The sequence below is a fragment of the Pseudomonas sp. GNP014 genome (assembly GCF_054344005.1).
On the sequence record NZ_JBTGUS010000001.1, the window covers coordinates 6,086,954 to 6,111,584 of the forward strand.

At 60.4% G+C, this 24,631-nt stretch carries 14 protein-coding genes; 11 read left to right on the forward strand and 3 right to left on the reverse strand.

Annotated features, from left to right (window positions below):
* Nucleotides 1-418 precede the first annotated feature (418 nt).
* From ACXX9E_RS27425 to ACXX9E_RS27470, 10 genes are all read left to right on the forward strand, one after another.
* Complete coding sequence (locus ACXX9E_RS27425; protein WP_085689500.1) at nucleotides 419-1,942, forward strand: fumarate hydratase; 1,524 nt, start codon at nucleotides 419-421, stop codon at nucleotides 1,940-1,942.
* A gap of 200 nt (nucleotides 1,943-2,142) precedes the next feature.
* Entirely contained in the window at nucleotides 2,143-6,654 is a 4,512-nt protein-coding gene (locus tag ACXX9E_RS27430; RefSeq protein WP_458556497.1) for a SpvB/TcaC N-terminal domain-containing protein, read from the forward strand.
* A gap of 68 nt (nucleotides 6,655-6,722) precedes the next feature.
* Nucleotides 6,723-9,419, forward strand: a complete 2,697-nt coding sequence (locus tag ACXX9E_RS27435; protein WP_458556498.1) for an RHS repeat-associated core domain-containing protein — start codon at nucleotides 6,723-6,725, stop codon at nucleotides 9,417-9,419.
* Between the two features lies 1 nt (nucleotide 9,420).
* Nucleotides 9,421-12,165 carry an RHS repeat-associated core domain-containing protein gene (locus ACXX9E_RS27440; RefSeq protein ID WP_458556499.1) on the forward strand — a complete coding sequence of 915 codons (2,745 nt, stop codon included), beginning with the start codon at nucleotides 9,421-9,423 and terminating at the stop codon, nucleotides 12,163-12,165.
* Between the two features lie 69 nt (nucleotides 12,166-12,234).
* Nucleotides 12,235-14,883 carry an RHS repeat-associated core domain-containing protein gene (locus ACXX9E_RS27445; protein ID WP_458556500.1) on the forward strand — a complete coding sequence of 883 codons (2,649 nt, stop codon included), beginning with the start codon at nucleotides 12,235-12,237 and terminating at the stop codon, nucleotides 14,881-14,883.
* Between the two features lie 84 nt (nucleotides 14,884-14,967).
* Nucleotides 14,968-16,728, forward strand: a complete 1,761-nt coding sequence (gene mifS, locus ACXX9E_RS27450) for a sensor histidine kinase (protein WP_186746799.1) — start codon at nucleotides 14,968-14,970, stop codon at nucleotides 16,726-16,728.
* Nucleotides 16,728-18,056 carry a two-component system response regulator MifR gene (mifR, locus tag ACXX9E_RS27455; protein ID WP_128614923.1) on the forward strand — a complete coding sequence of 443 codons (1,329 nt, stop codon included), beginning with the start codon at nucleotides 16,728-16,730 and terminating at the stop codon, nucleotides 18,054-18,056. Before mifS ends, mifR begins: the two co-directional genes overlap by 1 nt.
* A gap of 382 nt (nucleotides 18,057-18,438) precedes the next feature.
* The gene (locus tag ACXX9E_RS27460) at nucleotides 18,439-19,758 is read left to right on the forward strand and encodes an MFS transporter (protein WP_123466343.1); all 1,320 of its coding nucleotides are present in this window, start codon (nucleotides 18,439-18,441) and stop codon (nucleotides 19,756-19,758) included.
* A gap of 527 nt (nucleotides 19,759-20,285) precedes the next feature.
* Nucleotides 20,286-20,645 (forward strand): hypothetical protein, encoded by a 360-nt coding sequence (locus ACXX9E_RS27465; protein WP_186746793.1) that lies wholly within the window; start codon nucleotides 20,286-20,288, stop codon nucleotides 20,643-20,645.
* Between the two features lie 171 nt (nucleotides 20,646-20,816).
* Nucleotides 20,817-21,446 (forward strand): flavin reductase family protein, encoded by a 630-nt coding sequence (locus ACXX9E_RS27470; protein ID WP_458556501.1) that lies wholly within the window; start codon nucleotides 20,817-20,819, stop codon nucleotides 21,444-21,446.
* 4 nt (nucleotides 21,447-21,450) lie between these two features.
* On the opposite strand, the gene ACXX9E_RS27475 is transcribed toward ACXX9E_RS27470, so the two are convergent.
* Nucleotides 21,451-21,693 (reverse strand): hypothetical protein, encoded by a 243-nt coding sequence (locus tag ACXX9E_RS27475; protein WP_123466359.1) that lies wholly within the window; start codon nucleotides 21,691-21,693, stop codon nucleotides 21,451-21,453.
* 43 nt (nucleotides 21,694-21,736) lie between these two features.
* Nucleotides 21,737-22,090, reverse strand: coding sequence for a putative quinol monooxygenase (locus ACXX9E_RS27480; protein WP_123466335.1), 354 nt, complete (start codon nucleotides 22,088-22,090; stop codon nucleotides 21,737-21,739).
* Between the two features lie 338 nt (nucleotides 22,091-22,428).
* Here ACXX9E_RS27480 and ACXX9E_RS27485 point away from each other — a divergent pair, with 338 nt between their 5' ends.
* Nucleotides 22,429-23,358: an AraC family transcriptional regulator gene (locus tag ACXX9E_RS27485; protein ID WP_123466332.1), complete on the forward strand. Its 930-nt coding sequence runs from the start codon at nucleotides 22,429-22,431 to the stop codon at nucleotides 23,356-23,358.
* A 210-nt stretch (nucleotides 23,359-23,568) separates the two neighbouring features.
* Here the strand turns inward: ACXX9E_RS27485 and ACXX9E_RS27490 are convergent, their stop codons facing one another.
* A complete protein-coding gene (locus ACXX9E_RS27490) occupies nucleotides 23,569-24,624 on the reverse strand; it encodes an ABC transporter ATP-binding protein (protein ID WP_128614825.1) in 1,056 nt (351 codons plus the stop codon).
* Between the last annotated feature and the right edge of the window lie 7 nt (nucleotides 24,625-24,631).

Below are 24,631 nucleotides of genomic sequence, written 5' to 3' on the forward strand. Positions count from 1 at the left end.
GACCGAGTGGTTTATCCGAGGTACGCCGACCTGAAACATCGCGCCGAACTCAGGTTTGAACAGCATGAAGATCGGACCCTTTCCTGAGTCGAACTCAGGTTTGAACAGTGTGAAGATCGGCCCCCTCGCCTCTGGGGAGAGGACTCAGGTGAGGGGATAGCTCTTGAAGTGCAAACCCGCTGTCCGATATTCGCCCACCCATGCGACCAACGAATGACTGCCGGCGCGTGTACGCCCCATCGAGGCGCGGTATACTGCCGCGCCTTTTTAGCGTCGCGCCACAGAGGGACAGCTACGAGCCGCAAGCTTCAAGCGGCAAGCTCAAGCTCAAGCTCAAGCTGTCCGCGTACTGCTTTAACTTGCCGCTCGAAGCTAGAAGCTTGTAGCTGCCCCACCGTTTTTTAGAGGAGCGCGACTCATGACCGTGATCAAGCAAGACGACCTGATTCAGAGCGTTGCCGACGCCCTGCAGTTCATTTCCTACTACCACCCCGTGGATTTCATCCAGGCGATGCATGAAGCCTACCTGCGCGAAGAATCGCCAGCGGCCCGTGACTCGATGGCGCAGATCCTGATCAACTCGCGCATGTGCGCCACCGGCCACCGGCCGATCTGCCAGGACACCGGCATCGTCACCGTGTTCGTGCGTGTGGGCATGGACGTACGTTGGGATGGCGCCACCATGAGCCTGGACGACATGATCAACGAAGGCGTGCGCCGCGCCTACAACCTGCCGGAAAACGTCCTGCGTGCCTCGATCCTCGCCGACCCGGCGGGCGCTCGTAAAAACACCAAGGACAACACCCCGGCAGTCATCCACTACTCCATCGTCCCGGGCAACACCGTGGAAGTGGACGTGGCAGCCAAGGGCGGCGGTTCCGAGAACAAGTCGAAAATGGCCATGCTCAACCCGTCCGACTCGATCGTCGACTGGGTACTCAAGACCGTTCCGACCATGGGCGCCGGCTGGTGCCCACCGGGCATGCTGGGCATCGGCATCGGCGGCACCGCCGAGAAAGCCGCGGTGATGGCCAAGGAAGTGTTGATGGAATCCATCGACATTCACGAGCTGAAGGCCCGTGGCCCGCAGAACCGCATTGAAGAAATGCGCCTGGAGCTGTTCGAGAAGGTCAACCAGCTGGGCATCGGCGCCCAGGGCCTTGGTGGCCTGACCACCGTGCTCGACGTGAAGATCATGGACTACCCGACACACGCCGCATCCCTGCCGGTGTGCATGATCCCGAACTGCGCCGCCACCCGTCACGCGCACTTCGTGCTCGACGGTACAGGTCCAGCCTCGCTGGAAGCGCCACCGCTGGACGCCTACCCGGAAATCGTCTGGGAAGCCGGCCCGTCGGCTCGCCGCGTCAACCTCGACACCCTGACCCCGGAAGACGTGCAGAGCTGGAAGCCGGGCGAAACCGTCCTGCTCAACGGCAAAATGCTCACCGGTCGCGACGCTGCGCACAAACGCATGGTCGAGATGCTGAACAAGGGTGAAACCCTGCCGGTAGACCTCAAAGGTCGCTTCATCTACTACGTTGGCCCGGTTGACCCGGTCGGTGACGAAGTGGTTGGTCCGGCTGGCCCGACCACCGCAACGCGGATGGACAAGTTCACCCGGCAGATCCTCGAGCAAACCGGCCTGTTGGGCATGATCGGCAAGTCCGAGCGCGGCCCGACCGCGATCGACGCGATCAAGGACAACAAGGCCGTGTACCTGATGGCCGTCGGTGGCGCCGCGTACCTGGTGGCTCAGGCCATCAAGAAGTCCAAGGTGCTGGCATTCGCCGAGCTCGGCATGGAAGCGATCTACGAGTTCGAGGTCAAGGACATGCCGGTCACCGTTGCGGTGGACAGCAAAGGTGAATCGGTGCACATCACCGGTCCTGCGATCTGGCAACAGAAGATCAGCGAAAGCCTGGCGGTCGAAGTGCAGTAAGCGCTTCGCCCTATGAAAACGGCCGGCTCATCCCCAGGGATGACCGGCCGTTTTTGCATGTGCAAACCCAATGCGATAAAAAACCTGCCAAAGCATACAAAATGTTCTTGCGCACCTGTCAGATATGACAGGTTAATTCCAATGCCATTCTTGATAGCGTCAATCCATTCACGCCAACCCCGTGCGCAATGGATTCGAGCATGCCTGACCGACAAGAACTGAGCATCACCACACCTGCCATCGCCAAAAGCGCATCGCTCGCCACCATCGGTAAAAGCTGGGGCGCCGTGGGGCCGACTGGCGCGGCATCGTTCGAGCTGCCGATCCCGACTTCCCCCGGCCGGGGCTGGGATCCACAGTTTTCGCTGAGCTACAACAGTCAGAGCGGCAACGGTCCATTCGGTCTGTCCTGGCACTTGGGCGGCGTGGGTCAGATCAGCCGCCGAACCCATAAAGGTGTGCCGCGTTACACCGATCACGACGAGATCATCGGCGTCGATGGGGAAGTGTGGATGCCAGAGCTGGACGAGGATGGCGAGCTCAAATTCCGTGAAGAGAGCACCTACAACGGCGTCGACATCGGCCCGCACAGGGTGGTGCGCTACTGGCCTCGAGTCGAAAGCGATTTTGCCTTGCGCGAGCGCTGGCAGCGCCAGACCCGAGAAGCAGATCCACCGGTATTCTGGTTGATACACGGCGCCGACGGCTCGCTACACCTTTACGGCAAGACCGAAGCCACACGGCTCGCCGATCCTGAGGCCCGAGGGCGAATCGCCAGCTGGTTGCTGTGCGAAAGCATGAACGCCCGTGGCGAACACATCTGTTTTGAATACAAGGCCGATGATCAGGATCCCGACCCGGTGCATGACTACCGTGCCCAGCGCTATCTGCGCCGTGTGTGCTACGGCAACTTCACCGCCAGCAGCCATCTGTACAGCTGGACGATCGACAATCCCGCCGAACTCGACTGGCACTTTCAGTTGCTGTTCGATTACGGCGAGCGCAGCACCGCGCTGGCCGATGTACCGGACTACGATGGCGCAACGGTGCAACCCTGGCTCACGCGCCAGGACCCGTTTTCGACCTACGGCCGAGGCTTTGAACTGGCGACCCGCCGGCTGTGCCGGCAAGTCCTGATGTTTCATCGTTTCAGCGCTGACCCGGCGATCAGGCCAGCGCTGGTGCGTCGCCTGTTGCTGGAATATTCGACGCCTTCCAGCGACTGGTCTTTCAGCCAGATCAGCGCCGCCCACTATCAGTCTTATGATGCCAGCGGCGGCGTCGAGAACAGCCCGCCCGTGGAGTTCGAATATTCAACGTTCGACATCAATCGCACCCCCACACGCCTGCTCGAAACCGATAACCAACCCGGTGTGGAAGACGGCGGTTTCTACCAGTGCGTTGACCTTTATGGCGAAGGCGTGCCGGGTTTTCTGTGTCGCCATGATCAGTGCTGGTATTACCGTGAGCCACTGCGCCAAACCTCAGGCACCGATGAAATCGGCTACGGGCCATGGCAGGCGCTGGACAACATTCCGTTGGGCGATCGCAAGCGCCCGGTGCAACAACTGCTGACGGACCTGACCGGCGATGGCCGCCTCGACTGGATCAGCGCGCAACCGGGTATCAGTGCGTTTCGCGCACTCAATGCACAGCGTGAATTCGCCGACTTCGTCCCGTTCAATGCATTTCCACTGGAGTTTTTCCACACGCTGTCGCAACTCGGTGATCTGAGCGGTGACGGGCTCAGTTCACTGGGGTTGATCGGGCCGAACTCGGTGCGCCTCTATGCCAACCGACGTGAGGAAGGCTTCGCTCCCGGCGAAGAAGTGCTGCATGTGCCCGTCGATGACCACCTGCCGTTGTTCAGCAACTCGCCCACTGAACTGGTGCTGCTGGGCAACCTGCTCGACAGTGACATGCCTGAGCTGTGCCGTATCCGTCATGACGAAATCAAATGCTGGCCGAACCTGGGGCACGGCAGGTTTGGCGAAGGCCGGGTGATCAGCGCCCTGCCCTTTGAGTACGAAACGTTCGATGCATCGCGGGTACGCATCGCCGACCTCGATGGCAGCGGCGCCCCTGCGCTGATTTATCTGCAATCGCAGGGGTTCGAGATCTACCGCAACCGTGGCGGGAACGGGCTGGAACAAACGCCGATCAGCGTGCCATGGCCTGAAGGCGTGCGCTACGACCGTTCAAGCCAGGTCAGTTTCGCCGACCTGCAAGGGCTTGGCTGCGCAAGCCTGATCCTGACGGTGCCACACATCACGCCGCAGCACTGGCGCTACGATTTCGTCGCCGCCAAACCCTATCTGCTGACCGCGAGCAACAACAACATGGGGTGTAGCGCCAGCGTGGTTTATCGCAGTTCGGCGCAAGAGTGGCTGGATGAGAAACAACGCACACTGGCACTCAAACATCTGCCGATCTGTCATTTGCCGTTTGCCGTGGCCGTGGTCAAACAGCAACGGCAACTGGATGAAATCACCGGCAATTGCCTGACCCAGAACTTCCTTTATCGCGAGGGCGTCTACGATGCCAGAGAGCGTGAGTTCCGCGGGTTCGGCCAGTTGCAACAGACCGACAGCGAACGTGCCGGCGCCGATGACGAGAGCGGTTTTACCGCGCCGGTACGGGTCTGTACCTGGTTTCACACCGGACAATCCATGGATCGTTCGCGTGCGCCCTATTTCAATGGCGATCACCAGGCATGGCCGCTGGGCAACACCCTGTTCAGCCGCTATCACGTCACCGACGAATGCGATGAAACCATCACGCCGCATGATGCCGACACCGAGTACGAAATCGCTCGGGCACTGGTGGGGTCGGTCATCCGCAGCGAAACCTACGCCGAGGACAGCTTCGACGCCCCGGGCATTGCCAGCCCTTATGCGGTGCAGGAGAACCGCTACCTGGTGCGCGAAGTCCGGGCCCGAGGCCAATACGCCTCAGCGGTAATGCTGCCGCTGGTGCTGGAAAGCATCAGCTACCAGTACGACACATTCATCGACGATCCGCTGTGCCGCCACGACCTCAATCTGCGCTGGGACGCCCACGGTTTGTCCACCCATGCACTGACCGTCAACTACGCGCGGCGCCTGACCGAATCGGACACACCGCCGTTCACCGATGTGGATGAGCAACAGTGGTGGCGCGATGCACACGATGCAGCGCAGCAATCCTTCTATCTGAGCGAAACACGCTCGACGTTCATTGACCTGACTGATCAGCCGCAGCAGTGGCGGCTCGGTTTGCCGTGGCAACAGCGCAGCAATGCACTGGTGTTGCCCAAAGGCTCGCTACCGCAAGGTTTGACAGCGCAACAGGTCAGTTATGAGGACATGATCGCGCATCAGGATTCGGCCTACTGGGATGAACAGCGGGTACTGACAACGCAGTCAGTGCAACGTTACGTGAAGCCCGATGGGACGCTGCTCGATGACGGGCAGGCCGATTTTGTCGCACTTGCCGGGCCACTGGAGCTGGCGCAGTTGGACAAGACCGCGCTGCAGGCTTACGACGTTTTACCGCCGCCCTTCGATATTCGCGACGAACTGAAGAGAATCGGTTACACCGCGATGCCGCTGTTGTTTGAGATCGAGCCGCCCATCGATGCCGAACAAGACCTCTGGTCGGCGCACTTCGGCTACGCCACGTATGCCGACCTCAGCGGTTTCTACAAAGTGCGCAGCTACCGCGAAACGCTCAGCCATGGCGCGACCCAAGCCGAATACGACGACTACAACCTGGCGATCATCCGCGTCGAACTGCCGGATCACTGCACCACGCACATCGAGTACGACTACCACGCCCTGCTGCCGCAGCGCATCGTCGACGCCAATGAAAATATTGAAGAAGTGATTTACGAGCCTTCCGGACAGCCGCTGGCCAGCAGTTTTCACGGCACCGAGCGCGGCGTCGCCGCAGGTTTCAAGTCCCTGAGCGAATTTATCCGGCCAGAAGATCATCGCCCGGACCCGGCCATTGAAGCCCCCGAAGACGCGGTGCAAAAAGCCGCGAGCACGCTGCGCAAGGACTTGTTCAGCTGGATGGGCCAAGTGCCGGCGGACGCAGTTGCACTCCCCGAATGGGTCGCCCGGGGATACGTGCTGCCCAGCGGGCATATTCGTGCCAGTGCTCGCCGGCAACTGGCGCAGCGTACGGTGCTGAGCGCTGCGGAACAGGCGTTGCGCGAAGTCATCGCCAGTGCTCACCGCGAACCGGTGCACAGCGTGATGCTCAGCGCCGATCGCTACCCTGACGACGAAATCCCGGCACAGATCCAGATCATCAAAGCCTGCGTCGACGGCTTCGGCCGTGCCCTGCAAACCCAGCAACGGGTCGATCCGGGCAAGGCGTATGCGGTCGACGCCGACGGCGCGCTGATCGTCGAGGATGGCCAGTTCGTGGAAGTCGACGCCGACCCGCGCTGGCGTATCAGCGAGCGTGTCGAATACAACAACAAGGGCTTGCCGGTGCGTCAGTTCCGGCCGTTTTTCGCCGACACCCATGGCTACGTCAATGACCAGTCACTGCGAGAGCTCGGCTATTTCGATCAACTGTTCTATGACCCGTTGGGCCGGTCCATCAAGCTGATCAATGCGCGTGGCGACTTTTCCCGCGAAACCTACCACCCCTGGTACCGCGCCAGCGAAGACTTCAACGACACCGCCGAGCCGTCACCGCCCGCCAGGTCGCCACGCTCATGACTGCCAATGTGCATCGACGCACGCCGGCGCTGGCCGTGAACGATGCTCGCGGCCTGCCGGTGCGACAGGTGGCCTACCTGCGCACGGTGGCGGATGACACGCCCGCAGCCTTGGCCAGCCGCCAGCATCACGACCCCGCAGGACGGCTGATCGAGCAATGGGATCCGCGCCTTTCAGTGCCCTGTCGGGTTTCGGTTCCCGGCCTCGACGGCTCAGCGCTCAAGTCCGACAGCGTCGACGCCGGCTGGCGCCTTCACCTGCCCGGTCTGGCCGGCGAGCCGTTGCAACGCTGGGACGAGCGCGGTACGCGTTGGCGCACGACCTTCGATGAGCAACTACGGGTGATCGCACTCAGCGAAAACGACGAGGCTGATGTCGATGTGTTTACCTACGCCGATGCCAGCGCCGATGCTGCTCACAATCTGCGCGGCCAACTGCTGACACACAAAGATCGCTCGGGCACGCTAAGCACGGACAGCTTCGCCCTCACCCGCCAGGCGCTGACGCAGACCCGGACCTTCGAGGATGGCGAAGCCTTCACCAGTCAATGGCGGTTCAGCCCGCTCGGTGCGCTACTGGAGCAGACCGATGCCGGCGGCCATCGGCAACGCTCAAGCTACGGCCTGGCCGGACAGCTCAAACAAGTGCATCTGCGTGTCAGCGGCAAGACTGACTGGCAGCCGGTGTTGCTGGATATGCAGTACAACGCTGCCACGCAGATCATCGAGCAACTGGCCGGCAACCGGGTGCGCAGCCGCTGGACCTACGCCTTGGCGGACGGGCGTCTGCACACTCAGTCGAGCCGCAAGGAGGCCGGCGAGGTTCTACAGGACTTCGAATACTTTCACGACCGGGTCGGCAATATCAGCCGCATCGAGGATCACGCGTTCCAGCCCGTTTACTTCGCCAACCAACTCGTCAATGGCCACCGTGATTTCAGCTACGACTCGCTCTATCGGTTGACTCGCGCCACGGGGTACGACGACGCCCCGCCCTCAGACATTCCCGGTCTGCCACAGCCGGGCGATCCGAACAATCGCCTCAACTACACCCAGACGTACCAGTATGACTGCGGCGGCAACCTCATCGAACTGCGCCATGCGCGGGCCACGAATGCCTACACCCGGACGATGCGCATCGACCCGCAGAGCAATCGCGGGGTGCGCTGGAAACCGGGCGATCCGGAGCCGGTGTTCGATAGGCTGTTCGACGGCCATGGCAATCAACAAGCCGTGCAGCCCGGCCAGAACCTGCAATGGAATGTTCGCGACGAACTGCAACAGGTGATCCTGATCCCCCGCGAAAACCAGCGCAGTGACGCTGAGCACTACACCTACAGTCAGGGCGCGCGGGTGCTCAAATACCACGAGACTTTCACCGCAACCGCCGAACACTTTCAGCAGGTGCGCTACCTGCCAGGGCTGGAAATCCGCACCAGAGACAACGGTGAAGAGTTGCACGTCATCAGCCTCGTTCACGCGCGCTGCCTGCACTGGGCGCAGAAAAAACCCAAAGACGCCGACGCCGACCAACTGCGTTACAGCCTCGACGATCACCTCGGTTCCTGTGTCATGGAACTCGATCAACAGGCCGGGCTGATCAACCACGAGGGCTATTACCCTTTTGGCGAAACGGCGTGGATGGTCGGCGAGCATGAGGTCGAGGTGAGCTACAAATTCATCCGTTATTCCGGCAAGGAAATGGATGTCAGCGGTTTGTACTACTACGGCGCGCGCTATTACGCGCCGTGGTTGCAGCGCTGGGTCAGTGCGGACACAGAGCAGGCAGATGGCCCGAATCTTTATGCGTTTGTGGGCAATAACCCGATGCGCTATATCGATCCTGACGGCAACGCGCGTGCGGAAACCCTGATTATGGTGACGTCGGAATTTATTTCAGTCATCAATGCTTATTCCACACAGGTAGTGGACCAGCTGCATAACATCCTCCATCCGCTTGGCCTCAACAGAACCATGGTACTGAGCCTGGTCGTCGAAACTGGGTATTGGTATACAGCCACCACAAAGGGTGGAAGTCTCGGCAGCGGATTTGTCGACGGCATTATTCCGCCTCCGACTGCAGTCGCCGCCTATCCGACGGTCGGGGGAGTTTCCGGCGGCAATGCCGCCGGCGATCTCGCAGCGAAAATGCTCGATCCGGTGACGGAAAGTGTCGGGATCAATTTAGGTCCACTGATTCCGCAGACCTCGCAAATGTCTGTCAGCGCCATTGACAAAAGTTTGGGCATTGACCGCCCTGTCAAAGAGATCGAATCGTGGAAAGACATAAAGAGCGAATTGATAAACCCGGCGCTCAACGCTGTACTCAACCCTGAGTTCCTCATCGGCAGGGTGCTTGGCGCAGCGATATCGATCGTCCCGCACTTTCTGAGTCTGTTTAAAAAAGCGCAGGATGCCGAGGACATCAAAAACCGGCTTGACCCAGCGAAAATCGAAAAAATCGAGAACATGCTTAATGAGTGGAAAACCGCAGTAGAGCAACGCGCAGGCTGGGCAGAGAGCGCATTTGACGTGCTGGGCACTGACGTCATTTTGCCCGCCGAGATGCTGCCCAACGTGACCCATATGACCTCCGGGCAACGGTTGGAGCCGATCACTCGCGCGGGCATGCGCCAACAAACCAATGCGGCCTTGCGCCACATTTCACGCGCCCAGGCGATGGTCGGCTGGTACAAGGAAATGGGCACCACGGACAATCAGTTTTTGCTGAAGCAGGCGCGTGCCAACAAGAAAAAGGCGGCCTGATATGGCACTGTCCGAGCTCGCGAGGATGACCCCTTCAGTGCATTGGCATACGCCGACGCTGCGCGCCCATGACCCCAGGACGCTACCGGTCAGCGACGTCGCGTACTTGCGCAATGCGGCCGGTGATGACACTGAGCGCCAGACCACTCGCCGCCAGCACGACACGGCCGGGCGCCTGGTAAAGCAGTGGGATCCGCGCTTGCCTGTGCCGTGCCTGACCACGGTTTACCGCCTCGACGGCGAGGCGCTGAAAACAGACAGCGTCGACGCCGGCTGGCGCCTGACCTTGCCGGGGCTTGCCGCCGAACCACTGCAGCGCTGGAGCGAACGCGGTGACCATTGGCGCACGACATTCGATGAGCAACTGCGGGTGCTGGCGCTCGCCGAAAACGACCAGCCCGATGTCGATGTATTCATCTATGCCGACGCTACGGCTGACGCCGGACACAACCTGCGCGGCCAGTTACACACACTGAAGGATCGCTCGGGCACGTTGCACACAGGCAGCTTTGCCCTCAGCGGCCAGCCTCTGCAAGAGCGCCGTACCTTTCACGATGACCAGGCATTCACCCATGACCGGGTGCTCAGCCCGCTCGGCACGTTACTCGAACAGACCGACGCCGGCGGTCATCGGCAACGCTCCCGCTACGGCGTGGCCGGACAACTGCAACAGGTCCAGCTGCAACTGAAAGATCAAACCACATGGCTACCGGTACTGCTCGCTGCGCAATACAACGCGGCCGCACAGATCGTTGAGCAACGGGCCGGCAACGATGTCATCAGCCAATGGAGCTACGACCCTGCCGATGGCCGTCTGCGAAGACAATCGGCGCAGAAACAAGCGCAGGCACCCCTGCAGGATTTCGAATACGTTTACGACGCCATGGGTAACATTACCCGCATCGACGACCACGCGTTCACCCCGAGTCATTTCGCCAATCAGCGCGTCGATGGCCGTCGCCATTTCAGCTACGACTCGCTGTATCGGCTGACCAGCGCCAGCGGCTACGACGATGGCCCGCTCACCGACATTCCCGGCCTGCCAACCCCGACCGATCCGATCAACCGCCTCAATTACACCCAGAGCTATCGGTACGACGCCGGTAACAACCTCATCGAACTCAAACATGTCCGGGCCGGTGCCAATCACACGCAACAGTTGAGCATTGATCCGCACAGCAACCGCGGCGTGCGCTGGGCGCAGGGGCAACCGGTTCCGGATTTCGACACACTGTTCGACCGCCATGGCAATCAGCAAGCCGTGCAACCGGGGCAAGCCCTGCACTGGAACGCGCGCGATGAATTGACCCGCGTCACCCTGATCCACCGCGAGGACGGTCGCCACGACGCCGAGCATTACCGCTACAGCCAGGGCCTGCGCGTGTTCAAGCGCCACCAGACTTACACGGCCAACACTGAACACTTTCATCAAGTGCGCTACCTGCCGGGACTGGAAATCCGCACCCGCGACAATGGCGAAGAACTGCACGTCATCAGCGTCGGTAACGCACGCTGCCTGCATTGGGCACAGAACAAACCCAAAGGCGTCGACGACGATCAACTGCGCTACAGCCTCGACGACCACCTCGGCTCCTGCGTGATGGAGCTCGATCAACAGGCACAAATCATCAGCCACGAAGGGTATTACCCGTTTGGCGCCACCGCCTGGATGCTCAAGTACCCGGCAGACGGGATCGACTACAAAACCGTGCGTTACTCAGGCAAGGAGATGGATGTCAGTGGTTTGTATTACTACGGCGAACGCTACTACGCGCCATGGCTGCAGCGCTGGCTCAGCGCCGATCCGGCGGGAGATGTCGACGGGCTGAATCTGTATGGGTTCGTCGGTAATAACCCGCTGGTCTTCATTGATAACGACGGCACCAGCAAAGACACGCCTGACAATGACCGACAGGACATCGAAGACTACACAAAAGTGCTGGATACCTTGGGAATCGAGATGCAGGCCATGGATGTTCAACTGAACAACCTGTTCAGCAACGGGAGTATCGGAAAACGCTTTGCGGTGAACACTGCCTATCACCTGACAAAAGCGGGGGCGAGTACAAGCGCTGCCGCTCTGGTTTCCAGTATTGCTCCCGGCGTGCCTTTGGTCCCAACGATAGCCAGTACTATCGTGGGTAAAGTTGTGGAGAAGCTGAGTATTTACAAAAACTTCTCGACCCCCATTTTGCCTGACCCTCGGAAAATCAATCCAGAACGCCTGCATACCGAAGCCACGGTGGGTGTATTGAACCGACCGCTGCAATTCGCCAAAAATTTTGTCATGGGTTACGACCCACGCAGCGGGCAGGGAAGAAAACAAATCGCTTCAGTCGTCACTTCAACAGCACTTGGGCAGGTGGGCGTGCCCGCTGCAAGTGAACTGATGGCAATCGCCCAATCAGGGAGCGATGTCGCTGCCGCAGTGGTGGGCCTGCAAGACTCGACCATCGACGATTTAGAGCGAGGTCTCGGCCTGATTATCGACCTCCTGAATCAAGACCGAATTGAAGTCAACGCCGCGTTCGCTCGATTGGAGTTCAACGAATTCTATTCCGAAGGTGTTCTCGGATCATTGAATTACGCCTACGACATGCTCACAAAAAATGTTGGCACCAGCCAGGGCGGGATGATCCGTCGGGATGAGATTCAAGCGCAAATATCGGTACGAATCGCACAAGCCAATCGCAACCTTGAACTGATTGGAAGGTATCGCCAGTACAACGCACAACGAGCAGCCTAGAACACGGGGATCGCAGCCCCCACAACATCCGGGAGCAACGGCAGGCGAAGGGATTACTGGAACCAGCATATGAATACATCACCGCACTTTCGTACGCCCGACCTGTACATCCATGATCCTCGGACCTTGCCGGTGAAGCGTGTAGCGTACTTTCGTCAGGTAGCGGATGGCGTAGTGGAACGTCTTGTTACCTGCCAGCACCACAATGCAGCGGGACAGTTAGTCGAACAGTGGGATCCGCGGCTACCGCGGGCTAACCTCGTCACGTCTTACAGCTTGCCCGGCACACCTTTGAAAATCGACAGCGTTGACGCCGGATGGCGTCTGCACCTTGCCGGGATGGCCGGTGAGGTGCTGCAGCGCTGGGATGCACGCGGCAGTCATTGGCGCATGCGCTACGACCGTCAGTTGCGTGTCGTGGCGGTCGCAGAAAACGACGAGGTGGATGTCGAAATATTTACCTACGCCGATTCCACGGCTGACCCCGGGCACAATCTGCGCGGACAACGGCAGGAACAGACTGATCCGTCAGGCACACTGCGCCTGCCCAGCTACAGCTTGTCCGGTCAGGCACTGGAGCAAACCCGCCGCTTCCATGATGCCGAGGCATTCACCACGCGCCACGCCTTCAGCCCCTTGGGCGCAGCATTGGAGCAAATCGACGCCGCGGGTCACCGGCAACAATGGCGCTACGACCTCTCGGGGCAACTCAAACAGGTCCAGCTGCAACTGAAAGATCAAACCACATGGCTACCGGTACTGCTCGCTGCGCAATACAACGCGGCCGCACAGATCGTTGAGCAACGGGCCGGCAATGATGTCATCAGCCAATGGAGCTACGACCCTGCCGATGGCCGTCTGCGAAGACAATCGGCGCAGAAACAAGCGCAGGCACCCCTGCAGGATTTCGAATACGTTTACGACGCCATGGGTAACATCACCCGCATCGACGACCACGCGTTTACCCCGAGTCATTTCGCCAATCAGCGCGTCGATGGCCGTCGCCATTTCAGCTACGACTCGCTGTATCGGCTGACCAGCGCGAGCGGCTACGACGATGGCCCGCTCACCGACATTCCCGGCCTGCCAACCCCGACCGATCCGATCAACCGCCTCAATTACACCCAGAGCTACCGGTACGACGCCGGTAACAACCTCATCGAACTCAAACATGTCCGGGCCGGCGCCAATCACACGCAACAGTTGTGCATTGACCCGCACAGCAACCGCGGCGTGCGCTGGGCGCAGGGGCAACCGGTTCCGGATTTCGACACACTGTTCGACCGCCATGGCAATCAGCAAGCCGTGCAACCGGGGCAAGCCCTGCACTGGAACGCGCGCGATGAATTGACCCGCGTCACCCTGATCCACCGCGAGGACGGTCGCCACGACGCCGAACATTACCGCTACAGCCAGGGCCTGCGTGTGTTCAAGCGCCACCAGACTTACACGGCCAACACTGAACACTTTCATCAAGTGCGCTACCTGCCGGGACTGGAAATCCGCACCCGCGACAATGGCGAAGAACTGCACGTCATCAGCGTCGGTAACGCACGCTGCCTGCATTGGGCACAGAACAAACCCAAAGGCGTCGACGACGATCAACTGCGCTACAGCCTCGACGACCACCTCGGCTCCTGCGTGATGGAACTCGATCAGCAGGCACAGATCATCAGCCACGAAGGGTATTATCCGTTTGGCGCCACCGCCTGGATGCTCAAGTACCCGGCAGACGGGATCGACTACAAAACCGTGCGTTACTCAGGCAAGGAGATGGATGTCAGTGGTTTGTATTACTACGGTGCGCGCTACTACGCGCCATGGCTGCAGCGCTGGCTCAGTGCCGATCCGGCGGGAGCCGTCGACGGGCTGAATCTGTATGGGTTCGTCGGCAATAACCCGATTATCCATGTCGACCAGACAGGCACGTCCAAAGTCATTTTCAACCTGGTCAAGAAAGCCGTCGGGCTATTCGATAAAGCCAAAACGGCGGCAGACCAGCTACACAACCTAACCCGCGAATTCGATGGCCTGGTTCCCGAAGGCGCCGACATTGAAGAACTGCGCAAGAGCATGACGTTCGGCAAGTTCATCAAGTCCAGGCCCGGCATCAAATCGGTCTTTTATGGTGTCGGCAAAGGTATCGCCATTGGCAGCATCATCGGCACTGCGGTCCCCGGGATCGGCAATGCCATCGGTACAGGCGTCGGAGCGATCGTCGGTGCAATCGTTTTCCCGTTGCTGCGTTACCACTTTTTCAAGAAGGGTTTGAAGCTGGCGCAAACGCTGCACACGCAGGAGCTCAAGGATGGCCTCAATACAGCAGGCGAAACAGTGTCCAGCGTGGTCGACGGTGCAAGAGACCTGATCAACGGGGGGGCAGCCCTGATCGACGGCATCAAGAATTTCACCGACAACCTCAACACCTACGCGGCACCTGTTCAGGATCTGTTCTATGCGCAACTGAAGGCACTGGACGCTGAAAAGCAACGTCAGGTATTGAAGCTGGCGAGGACCGGTCTCGATCCGTTCGACGCCATCGACAAGGTCATGGAGACCGCTCAGGCGCTACTCGACGCTCCCGGCGCGGCAGTGGGCGTGAGCGAACGCCTGCAACAACTGGAGCGCTCGATCGCCGACGAACCGAGACCCAGACCCATCCCGAAACCCCGGTTGAATCTGCCACGCCGGCAAAGTCAGCTTGAAACGTTTGTGTGACCCGTGCGGCCGGCGCGAACAGCGCGCCGGACCCGTCCGGCCCATGCTATCTTGCCCGCCCGACCTGCCATCCATCTGCCCAGCATGCTGCCGACTTCCCGTACCTTGCGTCTGTCGTTGTATACCCTGCTGATCATCGCCGGCGCGGCCATTGCCGCAACGCTTGCCATCCGCCACGCCGAGCGCCAGGCGCTGGAAGAAGACGCCGCCCGCGCCAATCAGCAACTGGTGCTCTACGCCAACTCGTTGCACACCCTGATCGACCGCTACCGTGCCCTGCCGGCGGTGCTGGCGCTGGATCCGCAGTTGCGTGCGGCGCTGGCAGGTCCCGTGGATGCCGAGGAACAATCGGCGCTGAATCTGAAACTGGAAAAGATCAACGGCGCGGCGCAGTCCTCGACCCTTGAACTGCTCGATCACACGGGCCTCGCCGTAGCGGCCAGCAACTGGCGCCTGCCGAGCAGTTACGTCGGTCACAACTACGGTTTCCGGCCTTACTTCAACCAGACCCGCACCCAGGGCAGCGGGCGCTTTTATGCGGTAGGCGTGACCAGCGGCATTCCCGGTTATTTCCTCTCCAGCGCCGTGCTGGGCGACAAGGACGAGTTCCTCGGGGCGATGGTGGTCAAGCTGGAATTCCCTGAACTTGAACGCGAATGGAGTCAGGGCACAGACACCCTGCTGGTCAGCGATGCCCGCGGCATCGTCTTTATCGCCAACCAGCCCGGCTGGCGCTATCGCTCGTTGCGGACGTTGAACAGCGCCGATCTGGCCGAGATCAAGGCCACCCGTCAGTACGATAAACAGGCGCTCGTACCCTTGACTCACCTGTCGCTGCGGCGCTTCGATGACAACAGCGATCTGCGCCGGGTCGAAGGTCCGCAAGGCACTGCGGATTATCTCTGGGAATCGCTGCCGCTCAGCACCGAAGGCTGGACCCTGCATCTGTTGCGACGCCCGCAAGTGGCATTCGAAGACCTGCGCAACGCCGGCCTGGCCGCCGCCGGAGTGTGGCTGGCGCTGGTGTTTCTGCTGCTGTTCCTCAACCAGCGCTGGCGTCTGGCGAAGTTGCGCCAGCGCAGCCGTGAAGAGCTTGAACAGTTAGTCGAAGAGCGCACCCGTGACCTGCGCACCGCGCAAGAGGGGCTGGTGCAATCGGCGAAACTCGCCGCACTCGGGCAAATGTCCGCCGCCCTCGCCCACGAGATCAATCAGCCGCTGACCGCTCAGCGCATGCAACTGGCGACCCTGCGCCTGCTGCTCGATCATGGCCGCGTCGACGACGCCTACAAGGCGCTCAAACCGGTGGACGAGATGCTCACGCGCATGGCCGCCCTCACCGGGCACCTGAAAACCTTCGCGCGCAAAAGCCCAAGCGGGTTGCGTGAGCGGCTGGATCTGGCGACAGTGGTCGATCAGTCGCTGCAGTTGCTCGATGCGCGGCTGCGTGACGAACAGGTCAGCCTGGTGCTGCACCTGACCCGCCCGGCGTGGATGCGCGGCGATGCCATCCGTCTCGAACAGGTACTGATCAACCTGCTGCGCAACGCCCTCGATGCAATGCACGGCAAACCGTGCAAGCGCCTGGAAATCCGCCTGCAAGCCGACGAACAGTTGTGGCGCTTGAGCGTGATCGACAACGGCGGCGGGATTGCCGAAGAACACTTGAGCCAGGTGTTCGATCCGTTCTTCACCACCAAACCGGTGGGCGACGGACTGGGGCTTGGACTGGCGGTCTCGTTTGCCATCGTGCATGAATCCGGCGGCCGCCTGAGCGTCGAGAATGGTGACAGTGGCGCGGTGTTCACCCTGACTTTGCCGATCGATCTGGAGGCGCATATCTGATGCTCAACTCAGTGATGGTGGTCGATGACGAAAGCAGTATTCGCAACGCCGTCGAACAGTGGCTGAGCCTGTCGGGATTCGACGTGCAGCTGTTCAGCCGCGCCGAAGAATGCCTCGCCGCCCTGCCCGCGCACTTTGCCGGGGTGATCCTCAGCGATGTGCGCATGCCCGGTATGGACGGGCTGGCGTTATTGGCCGACGTGCAGAAGCGCGATGCCGATCTGCCGGTGATTCTGCTCACGGGGCACGGCGATGTGCCGATGGCCGTCGAAGCGATGCGCGATGGCGCCTACGACTTTCTGGAGAAACCGTTCAGCCCGGAAACCCTGCTCGGCAGCCTGCGCCGCGCCCTGGAGAAACGTCGGCTGGTGCTGGAAAACCGCGCCCTGCACGAGCAGGCCGATCACCGCGCCCGACTCGACGCGACGCTACTCGGCGTGTCCCGTGGCTTGCAGACCTTGCGTCGGCAAGTGCTGGAGCTGGCCGCGTTGCCGGTCAACGTGTTGATCCGTGGCGAGACTGGCAGCGGCAAGGAACTGGTTGCGCGTTGCCTGCATGATTTTGGCTCCCGAGCGGACAAACCCTTCGTCGCCCTCAATTGCGCGGCGATCCCTGAACAGTTGTTCGAGGCCGAACTGTTCGGCCACGAGAGCGGTGCCTTCACCGGTGCATCGGGCAAGCGCATCGGCAAACTCGAATACGCCGATGGCGGCACGCTGTTCCTCGATGAAATCGAAAGCATGCCGCTGGCCCAACAGGTGAAACTGTTGCGGGTGTTGCAGGAGCAGAAACTCGAACGCCTGGGCTCGAACCAGAGCATTCGCGTGGATCTGCGCATTGTCGCGGCGACCAAACCCGACCTGCTCGACGAAGCCCGGGCCGGACGTTTTCGGGAAGACCTGGCGTATCGCCTGAACGTCGCCGAACTGCGTTTACCGCCGTTGCGTGATCGTCGCGAAGACATTCCGCTGTTGTTCGACAACTTCGCCCAAAGCGCCGCGCAGCGCCTGGGGCGGACGTTTGCGCCATTGAGCGGCGCGCAGTTGAGTCACCTGCTCAGCCATGACTGGCCGGGGAATGTGCGCGAACTGGCCAACGTTGCCGAACGCCAGGTGCTGGGGCTGGATGAGCCGGTGCAGGGAATCGATCCGGGCCAGTCCCTCGCCGCGCAGCAGGAAGCGTTTGAAGCGCAGTGTCTGCGCGCGGCATTGACCCGGCACAGGGGCGATGTGAAAGCGGTGCTCGAAGAACTGCAACTGCCGCGCCGCACGTTCAATGAAAAGATGCAGCGACATGGGTTGAGTCGGGAGATGTTTTTGGCTGAATGAGGCTGGGTCGAGATTTTTGGTGTGGCCGAGATCCATCCCCCTCAACCCAGCCCTCTCTCCCAAGGGGTAGAGGGAAAGGGAGCCGATCTTTGTGCTATTCAAACCTGAGTTCGACTCGATATCTCAGGCCGGTGCACCTCGAACAATCCACTCGGTCAGTCCCCTCTCCCTCCGGGAGAGGGCCAGGGTGAGGGGCTTCTGATCTTCGCCCCAATGAGCGGAAATCCGCTCATCAAACCAAATCTTTCGGCGATATCCCGCTCACCCAATCCCGTCACCCCCTCTAAACCGGCCCTCCCCCCGTTGGCACAGCTCCTGCTACAGCCCCCGCAGGCTGCGTTTCGACGCGCTCCACAAAAACAATTAAACGAAGGATCCTTCAATGGATAACTCCAACGCCCTGCCTCTTGGGTCGGCGGCCGTGCCGGCCAAAGAAAAAACCACAGCCAGCCGGATCAAATCGATCTTCAGCGGTTCTGTCGGCAACATGGTCGAGTGGTACGACTGGTATGTGTATGCCGCCTTCTCGCTGTACTTCGCCAAAACCTTTTTCCCCGCCGGTTCCTCCACCGCGCAACTGATGAACACCGCCGCGATCTTCGCCGTGGGTTTTCTGATGCGTCCGATCGGTGGCTGGCTGATGGGCCTGTACGCTGACAAGGTCGGCCGCAAGAAAGCCCTGATGGCCTCGGTCTATCTGATGTGCTTCGGCTCGCTGCTGATCGCCCTCAGCCCGAACTACGAAACCATCGGTATCGGCGCGCCGATCCTGCTGGTGTTCGCCCGCCTGCTGCAAGGCCTGTCGGTCGGTGGCGAATACGGCACCTCGGCGACCTATCTCTCGGAGATGGCGACCAAGGAACGTCGCGGCTTCTTCTCCAGTTTCCAGTACGTGACCCTGATCTCCGGCCAGCTCATCGCGCTGGGCGTGTTGATCGTGCTGCAGAACGTGCTGACCACCGAGCAACTGTACGCGTGGGGCTGGCGTATTCCGTTCGCCATCGGCGCGCTGTGTGCCATCGTGGCGCTGTACCTGCGTCGTGGCATGGAAGAAACCGAGTCGTTCACCAAGAAAGAAAAGTCCAAGGAAAGCGCGATGCGCACCTTGATGCGCCACCCGAAAGAGCTGTTGACCGTGGTCGGCCTGACCATGGGCGGCACCCTGGCGTTCTACACCTACACCACCTACATGCAGAAATACCTGGTGAACACCGTCGGCATGAGCATCTCCGACTCGACCACCATTTCTGCCGCCACGCTGTTCCTGTTCATGTGCCTGCAACCGATCATTGGCGGCCTGTCCGATAAAATCGGTCGGCGTCCGATCCTGATCGCCTTCGGCGTGTTGGGGACGATCTTCACCGTGCCGATCCTGATGACCTTGCACACGATTCAGAGCTGGTGGGGCGCGTTCTTCCTGATTATGGCGGCGCTGATCATCGTCAGCGGCTACACCTCGATCAACGCGGTGGTGAAAGCCGAATTGTTCCCGACCGAAATCCGCGCGCTGGGCGTCGGCCTGCCGTACGCACTGACCGTGTCGATCTTCGGCGGTACCGCCGAATACATCGCGCTGTGGTTCAAGAGCATCGGCATGGAGACCGGTTACTACTGGTACGTGACGGCGTGCATCGCGGTGTCGTTGCTGGTGTACATCACCATGAAAGACACCCAGAAGCACTCGCGGATCGTGACTGACTGATCGGGGTTGCCCAGCCACTGCAACGGTGGCTGTGAGGGCCCCATCGCTGGCAAGCCAGCTCCCACAGGTTTCGCGTCGTACACAAGGTCTGTGAACAGCGCTGTCATTGTGGGAGCTGGCTTGCCAGCGATTGGGGCGACTCGGTATCAGATCATTTCGGCAACGCGCTTCTGCGCATACGACGCCCCGACAACCATCACCAACAGAATCCCCGCCAGCACCGCCGACGAACCCCAGGCCCGAATCATCTGCCAGGTAGTCACCGAGCGCGGAGCCGAGGGTGTTGGAGAACAGAATCGCCATCCAAGCGATTAATCGCTGATTAATCCTGCCGCTGCATCCTGCAAACATCTGATCAATGACCTGCGCGACTTTCGCTTCGACGGCGAAAGCGATTTCGATACGCCGGCCTTAATATCAACTTAATTGATTGTTTTTAGCATTAATTTGCGCTTTTTAATCAAATTAACTGGCGTAGCATAAACCCCATGCAAGACACACCCGCCAACGAATCTGGAGTAACCGACATGAAAACCCGACTGATCCTCGCCCTGACCCTGTCCGTACTGGCCGCCAATACCTTCGCTGCCGATGGTTCGGACAAAACCAAATCCGCCGATTTCATTTCCGGCGCCAGCGCCGCCATCGAAACCAGCCACTCGGGCACCTACGCCGCTGACGGTTCTGATAAAACCAGTCTTGGCAAAGCTGTGGCTGCCGACGGCTTCGACAAAACCGGTACCGCCAATGCCATCGCTGCTGATGGTTTCGACAAAACCGGCACCGCCAACGCCATCGCTGCCGATGGCTTCGACAAAACCGGCACCGCCAATGCCATCGCTGCCGACGGCTTCGACAAAACCGGTACTGCTGCAGCCATCAGCTGAATATCAGCAGTCCTCCAACAGCCCGGCTTCGGCCGGGCTTAGTCATTTCTGAAGCATCACAAACATCCCCTGCAGGCTCACGCCTACAGAGGATCAGCGTTTGACTGGAAATACGCGGTGCGCTCTTACACTATGGCGTCTTTAAGCATGCCCTCTTCAGGAACCCTCGCCATGTCCGATGACATCCACTTCTACGAACCCGCCAACGGCCACGGTCTGCCCCACGATCCGTTCAATGCCATCGTCGGCCCGCGCCCCATCGGCTGGATTTCTTCGCAGGATGCTCAGGGCCACTTGAACCTGGCGCCGTACAGCTTTTTCAACGCGTTCAACTACATCCCGCCGATCATTGGTTTTTCCAGCGTCGGGCGCAAAGACAGCCTGAACAACATCGAGCAGACCGGCGAGTTCGCCTGGAACCTCGCCACGCGCCCGTTGGCCGAGCAGATGAACCAGAGCTGCGCAATGGTCGCGCCGCAGGTCAACGAGTTTGAATTGGCGGGGCTGACGACGGCGGCATCAAAAGTGATTTCGGTGCCACGGGTCGCCGAAAGTCCGGTGTCCTTCGAGTGCAAGGTCACGCAGATCATTCAATTGCAGCGCGCCGACGGCGAAACCGTGCCGAGCTGGCTGATCCTCGGCGAAGTGGTCGCCGTGCATATCGCCAAGTGGCTGTTGAAGGACGGCATCTACGACACCGCCGCGGCAGAACCGATTCTGCGCGGCGGCGGACCAGCGGACTATTTTCAGTTGGAGCCTGAGGCTCTGTTCAAGATGTGGCGTCCAGGCGCCAGCCAGTAACGCGTTACCAGACCAACTCGGCGTCAGCAGTGACGCCCTTGAGTTTATCCAGCTCATTGATGGCCGCCTCGTCGGCAGCGATGGCACCGGGGAACACCTGATCACCCAGCAGTTTGTGAAAGCGTGGTGCACCGCCATCGACCAGGGCTTTGACCGCGATTGCCGCGTGATACCCCTTGTTGCCGCCCAACTCGACGGGGACGACTGCGGAGACTGCTTCGAAGTGTTCGAACTCTTTACGTGCCATGTCATACATCCCGGCTCAGACAAATAAGCCGGACATTAAACCCTCAACCGGCGAGTTTGTGTACCGGCACCGGGCATTGGCCAAGGGCTTGCGCGGCCGACACGTCCTTGAAGGTATGGAAATCCAGACTGTTGACCACCAGGTCCTGCACCAGCTCGGCGAAGATTTCCATCGACGGGCTGTTGAAATAGCGGGTCATCATTTGCTGGCTGCTCCAGAAACCGGAGACCAGCCACAACTCGGGATCACACTGCGAATGCTGCAAGGCAAAGCTTAGGCAACCGGGGGCGGCACGGGACGGCTCGATCAACGCGCTCAGGCGTACACCGAGTTCCGCCGAGCGTCCGGCGCGCGCTCGAACGAAGGCCATGTGACTGACGGGAATCTGCTTGGACATGTTCAACCCTCCCAGGGAGTCGCGTGGCAGCCAGCGGACGGGCTGCGACAGGATCAAAGGTTAAGCGCCGAACACACCGCGCCGTTAGTCGATTCCTGCCGCCCTGTTGCACAATCCTGCGAGACTGCACACAGGACTTGTAACAACCTGTGAAACCGCGTCACACCGTTGTCATACGGCGTATCAAGCAAGTTTGCCGCTCTGCATCCTGCTGTGACTGAGCACGCCGGCAAGCCAATGCAGAATCAGGCAAGCATTTGACAGGATGTGTCTACCGCTCGCGCTTGCACAAACTTAAGCTCTGCTCCATTCCATCTCCCTTGCCGAGGATGCCGTGCATGACGTCATTCGATCGTTTTCAAGCCCAGCCTGATGCCGACATGGAGAAACAGCGCGAAGAACTGGCGGCGATCATCCGCCGCAACACCACCGACGATGGCAGTTACCAGACCGCCGTCGGCTCGCTGTTCATGTCGCGCCATACCCAGTCCCACAACTTCGCTCCGGTGCTCGCGCAGCCGGCGCTGTGCATCATGGCCCAGGGGCGCAAAGAGGTGCGGCTGGCCGACGAGTACTTCAATTACGACCCGCTGAATTATCTGGTGGTCTCGGTCTCGATGCCGCTGAGCGGACGCGTGGTCAACGTTTCACCGGAAGAGCCGATCCTCGCCGTGCGTCTGGACATCGACCCGGCGGAAATCACCGCACTGATCGCCGATGCCGGCCCGATGGGCGTACCGACCCGGCCCACCGGGCGCGGTCTGTACGTTGAACGCATCGACGGCGCGATGCTTGACGCCGTGCTGCGCCTGGCCCGCTTGCTCGATGCACCGAAAGACATCGCCATGCTTGCACCGCTGATTCGCCGCGAGATTCTCTATCGTCTGCTGCGCAGTCCGCAGGGTCATCGTTTGTATGAGATCGCGATTGCCAACAGCCAGAGCCACCGCATCAGCCAGGCGATCAAATGGCTCAACGGCAATTTCGAGCAACCTTTGCGCATTGATGATCTGGCGAAAGAAGTGAACCTCAGCGTCTCGACCCTGCATCACCGCTTCAAGGCGATGACGGCGATGAGTCCGCTGCAGTATCAGAAGCAGTTGCGCCTGCAGGAAGCGCGGCGCCTGATGCTGGCCGAGGGTCTGGAAGCCTCGGCGGCAGGATATCGCGTGGGCTACGAGAGCCCGTCGCAGTTCAGCCGCGAGTACAGCCGCTTGTTTGGCGCGCCGCCGTTGCGGGATCTGGCGCGGTTGCGGCTTTCAGTGTGACCGTTAGAAGCCCCTCACCCTAACCCTCTCCCAGAGGGAGAGGGGACTGAATGGGGGATATTCAACAAGTACACCGACCTGAAAGTGGTTTGCCGAATCCTTAATCGACTGGATTTTTCAGGTCGACGGATAACGCCAGACACCTCGGTCGGCTCCCTCTCCCCCCGGGAGAGGGCTGGGGTGAGGGGCGATTCGGAGTCAGACCTCGCTCTAAGCCCCCAACACCCGACAAGCCTCCACCGGCAACGTCACCGACACCGGATGCCCAATCCCCAAACCAATCCCCTGACACGGCGTACTCAACGCGGTGAACGTCACCCCGGAACACTCCACCGTGGTCTCGATGGTCGCGCCGATATCACGCACGAACGTCACCTTGCCGAGCAGGCGATTGCCCGCCGTCGCCTGTGGTGCAGACAGTTGCAGGTCTTCGGGGCGTATCAGCATCTTCACCTTCTGCCCCACCACGATGCTGCTGCAGATCGGCACTTGCAGTGCATCGCCACCCGGCAGGCCGACTTTGCCATCGCCCAATGCCGTGGCCGGGAAGATGTTGCCCGAGCCAATGAAGTCAGCGACAAACTCGTTGGCCGGATGTCGATAGATTTCGATCGGCGTACCGACCTGCTGCACCTTGTGCTCGCCCAGCACCACAACGATATCTGCCATGGTCATCGCCTCGCGCTGGTCGTGGGTGACCATGATCGTGGTGATGTTCAAGCGCTGTTGCAATTGGCGGATTTCCACCTGCATCGACTCGCGCAGCTTCGCGTCCAGCGCCGACAGCGGCTCGTCGAGCAAGAGGATTTTCGGACGTGAAGCAATCGCCCGGGCAATCGCCACCCGCTGCCGCTGCCCCCCGGAAAGCTTCGCCACCGGACGGTTGATCATCGCTTGCAACTGGATCAACTCCAGCAACTCCACTACCCGCTTCTGCTGATCAGCCTTGCTGACGCCGCGCAATTTCAGCGGATAGGCGATGTTTTCACCGACGGTCATGTGCGGGAACAGCGCCAGTGACTGAAAGACCATGCCGAAGTTGCGCAGGTGCGCCGGGGTCTGGCCGATGTCCTCGCCGTCCAGGCGAATTTCGCCGCCGCTGAGGGTTTCCAGCCCGGCGATCATCCGCAGCAAAGTGGTTTTGCCGCAGCCCGACGGGCCGAGAAAACACACCAGTTTGCCTTCCGGCAAATGCAGGTTGACGTCTTGTACCGCGCACGCCGAGCCGTAGAATTTCTCGACGTTTTCCAGAATCAGACCAGTCATGTTGCAC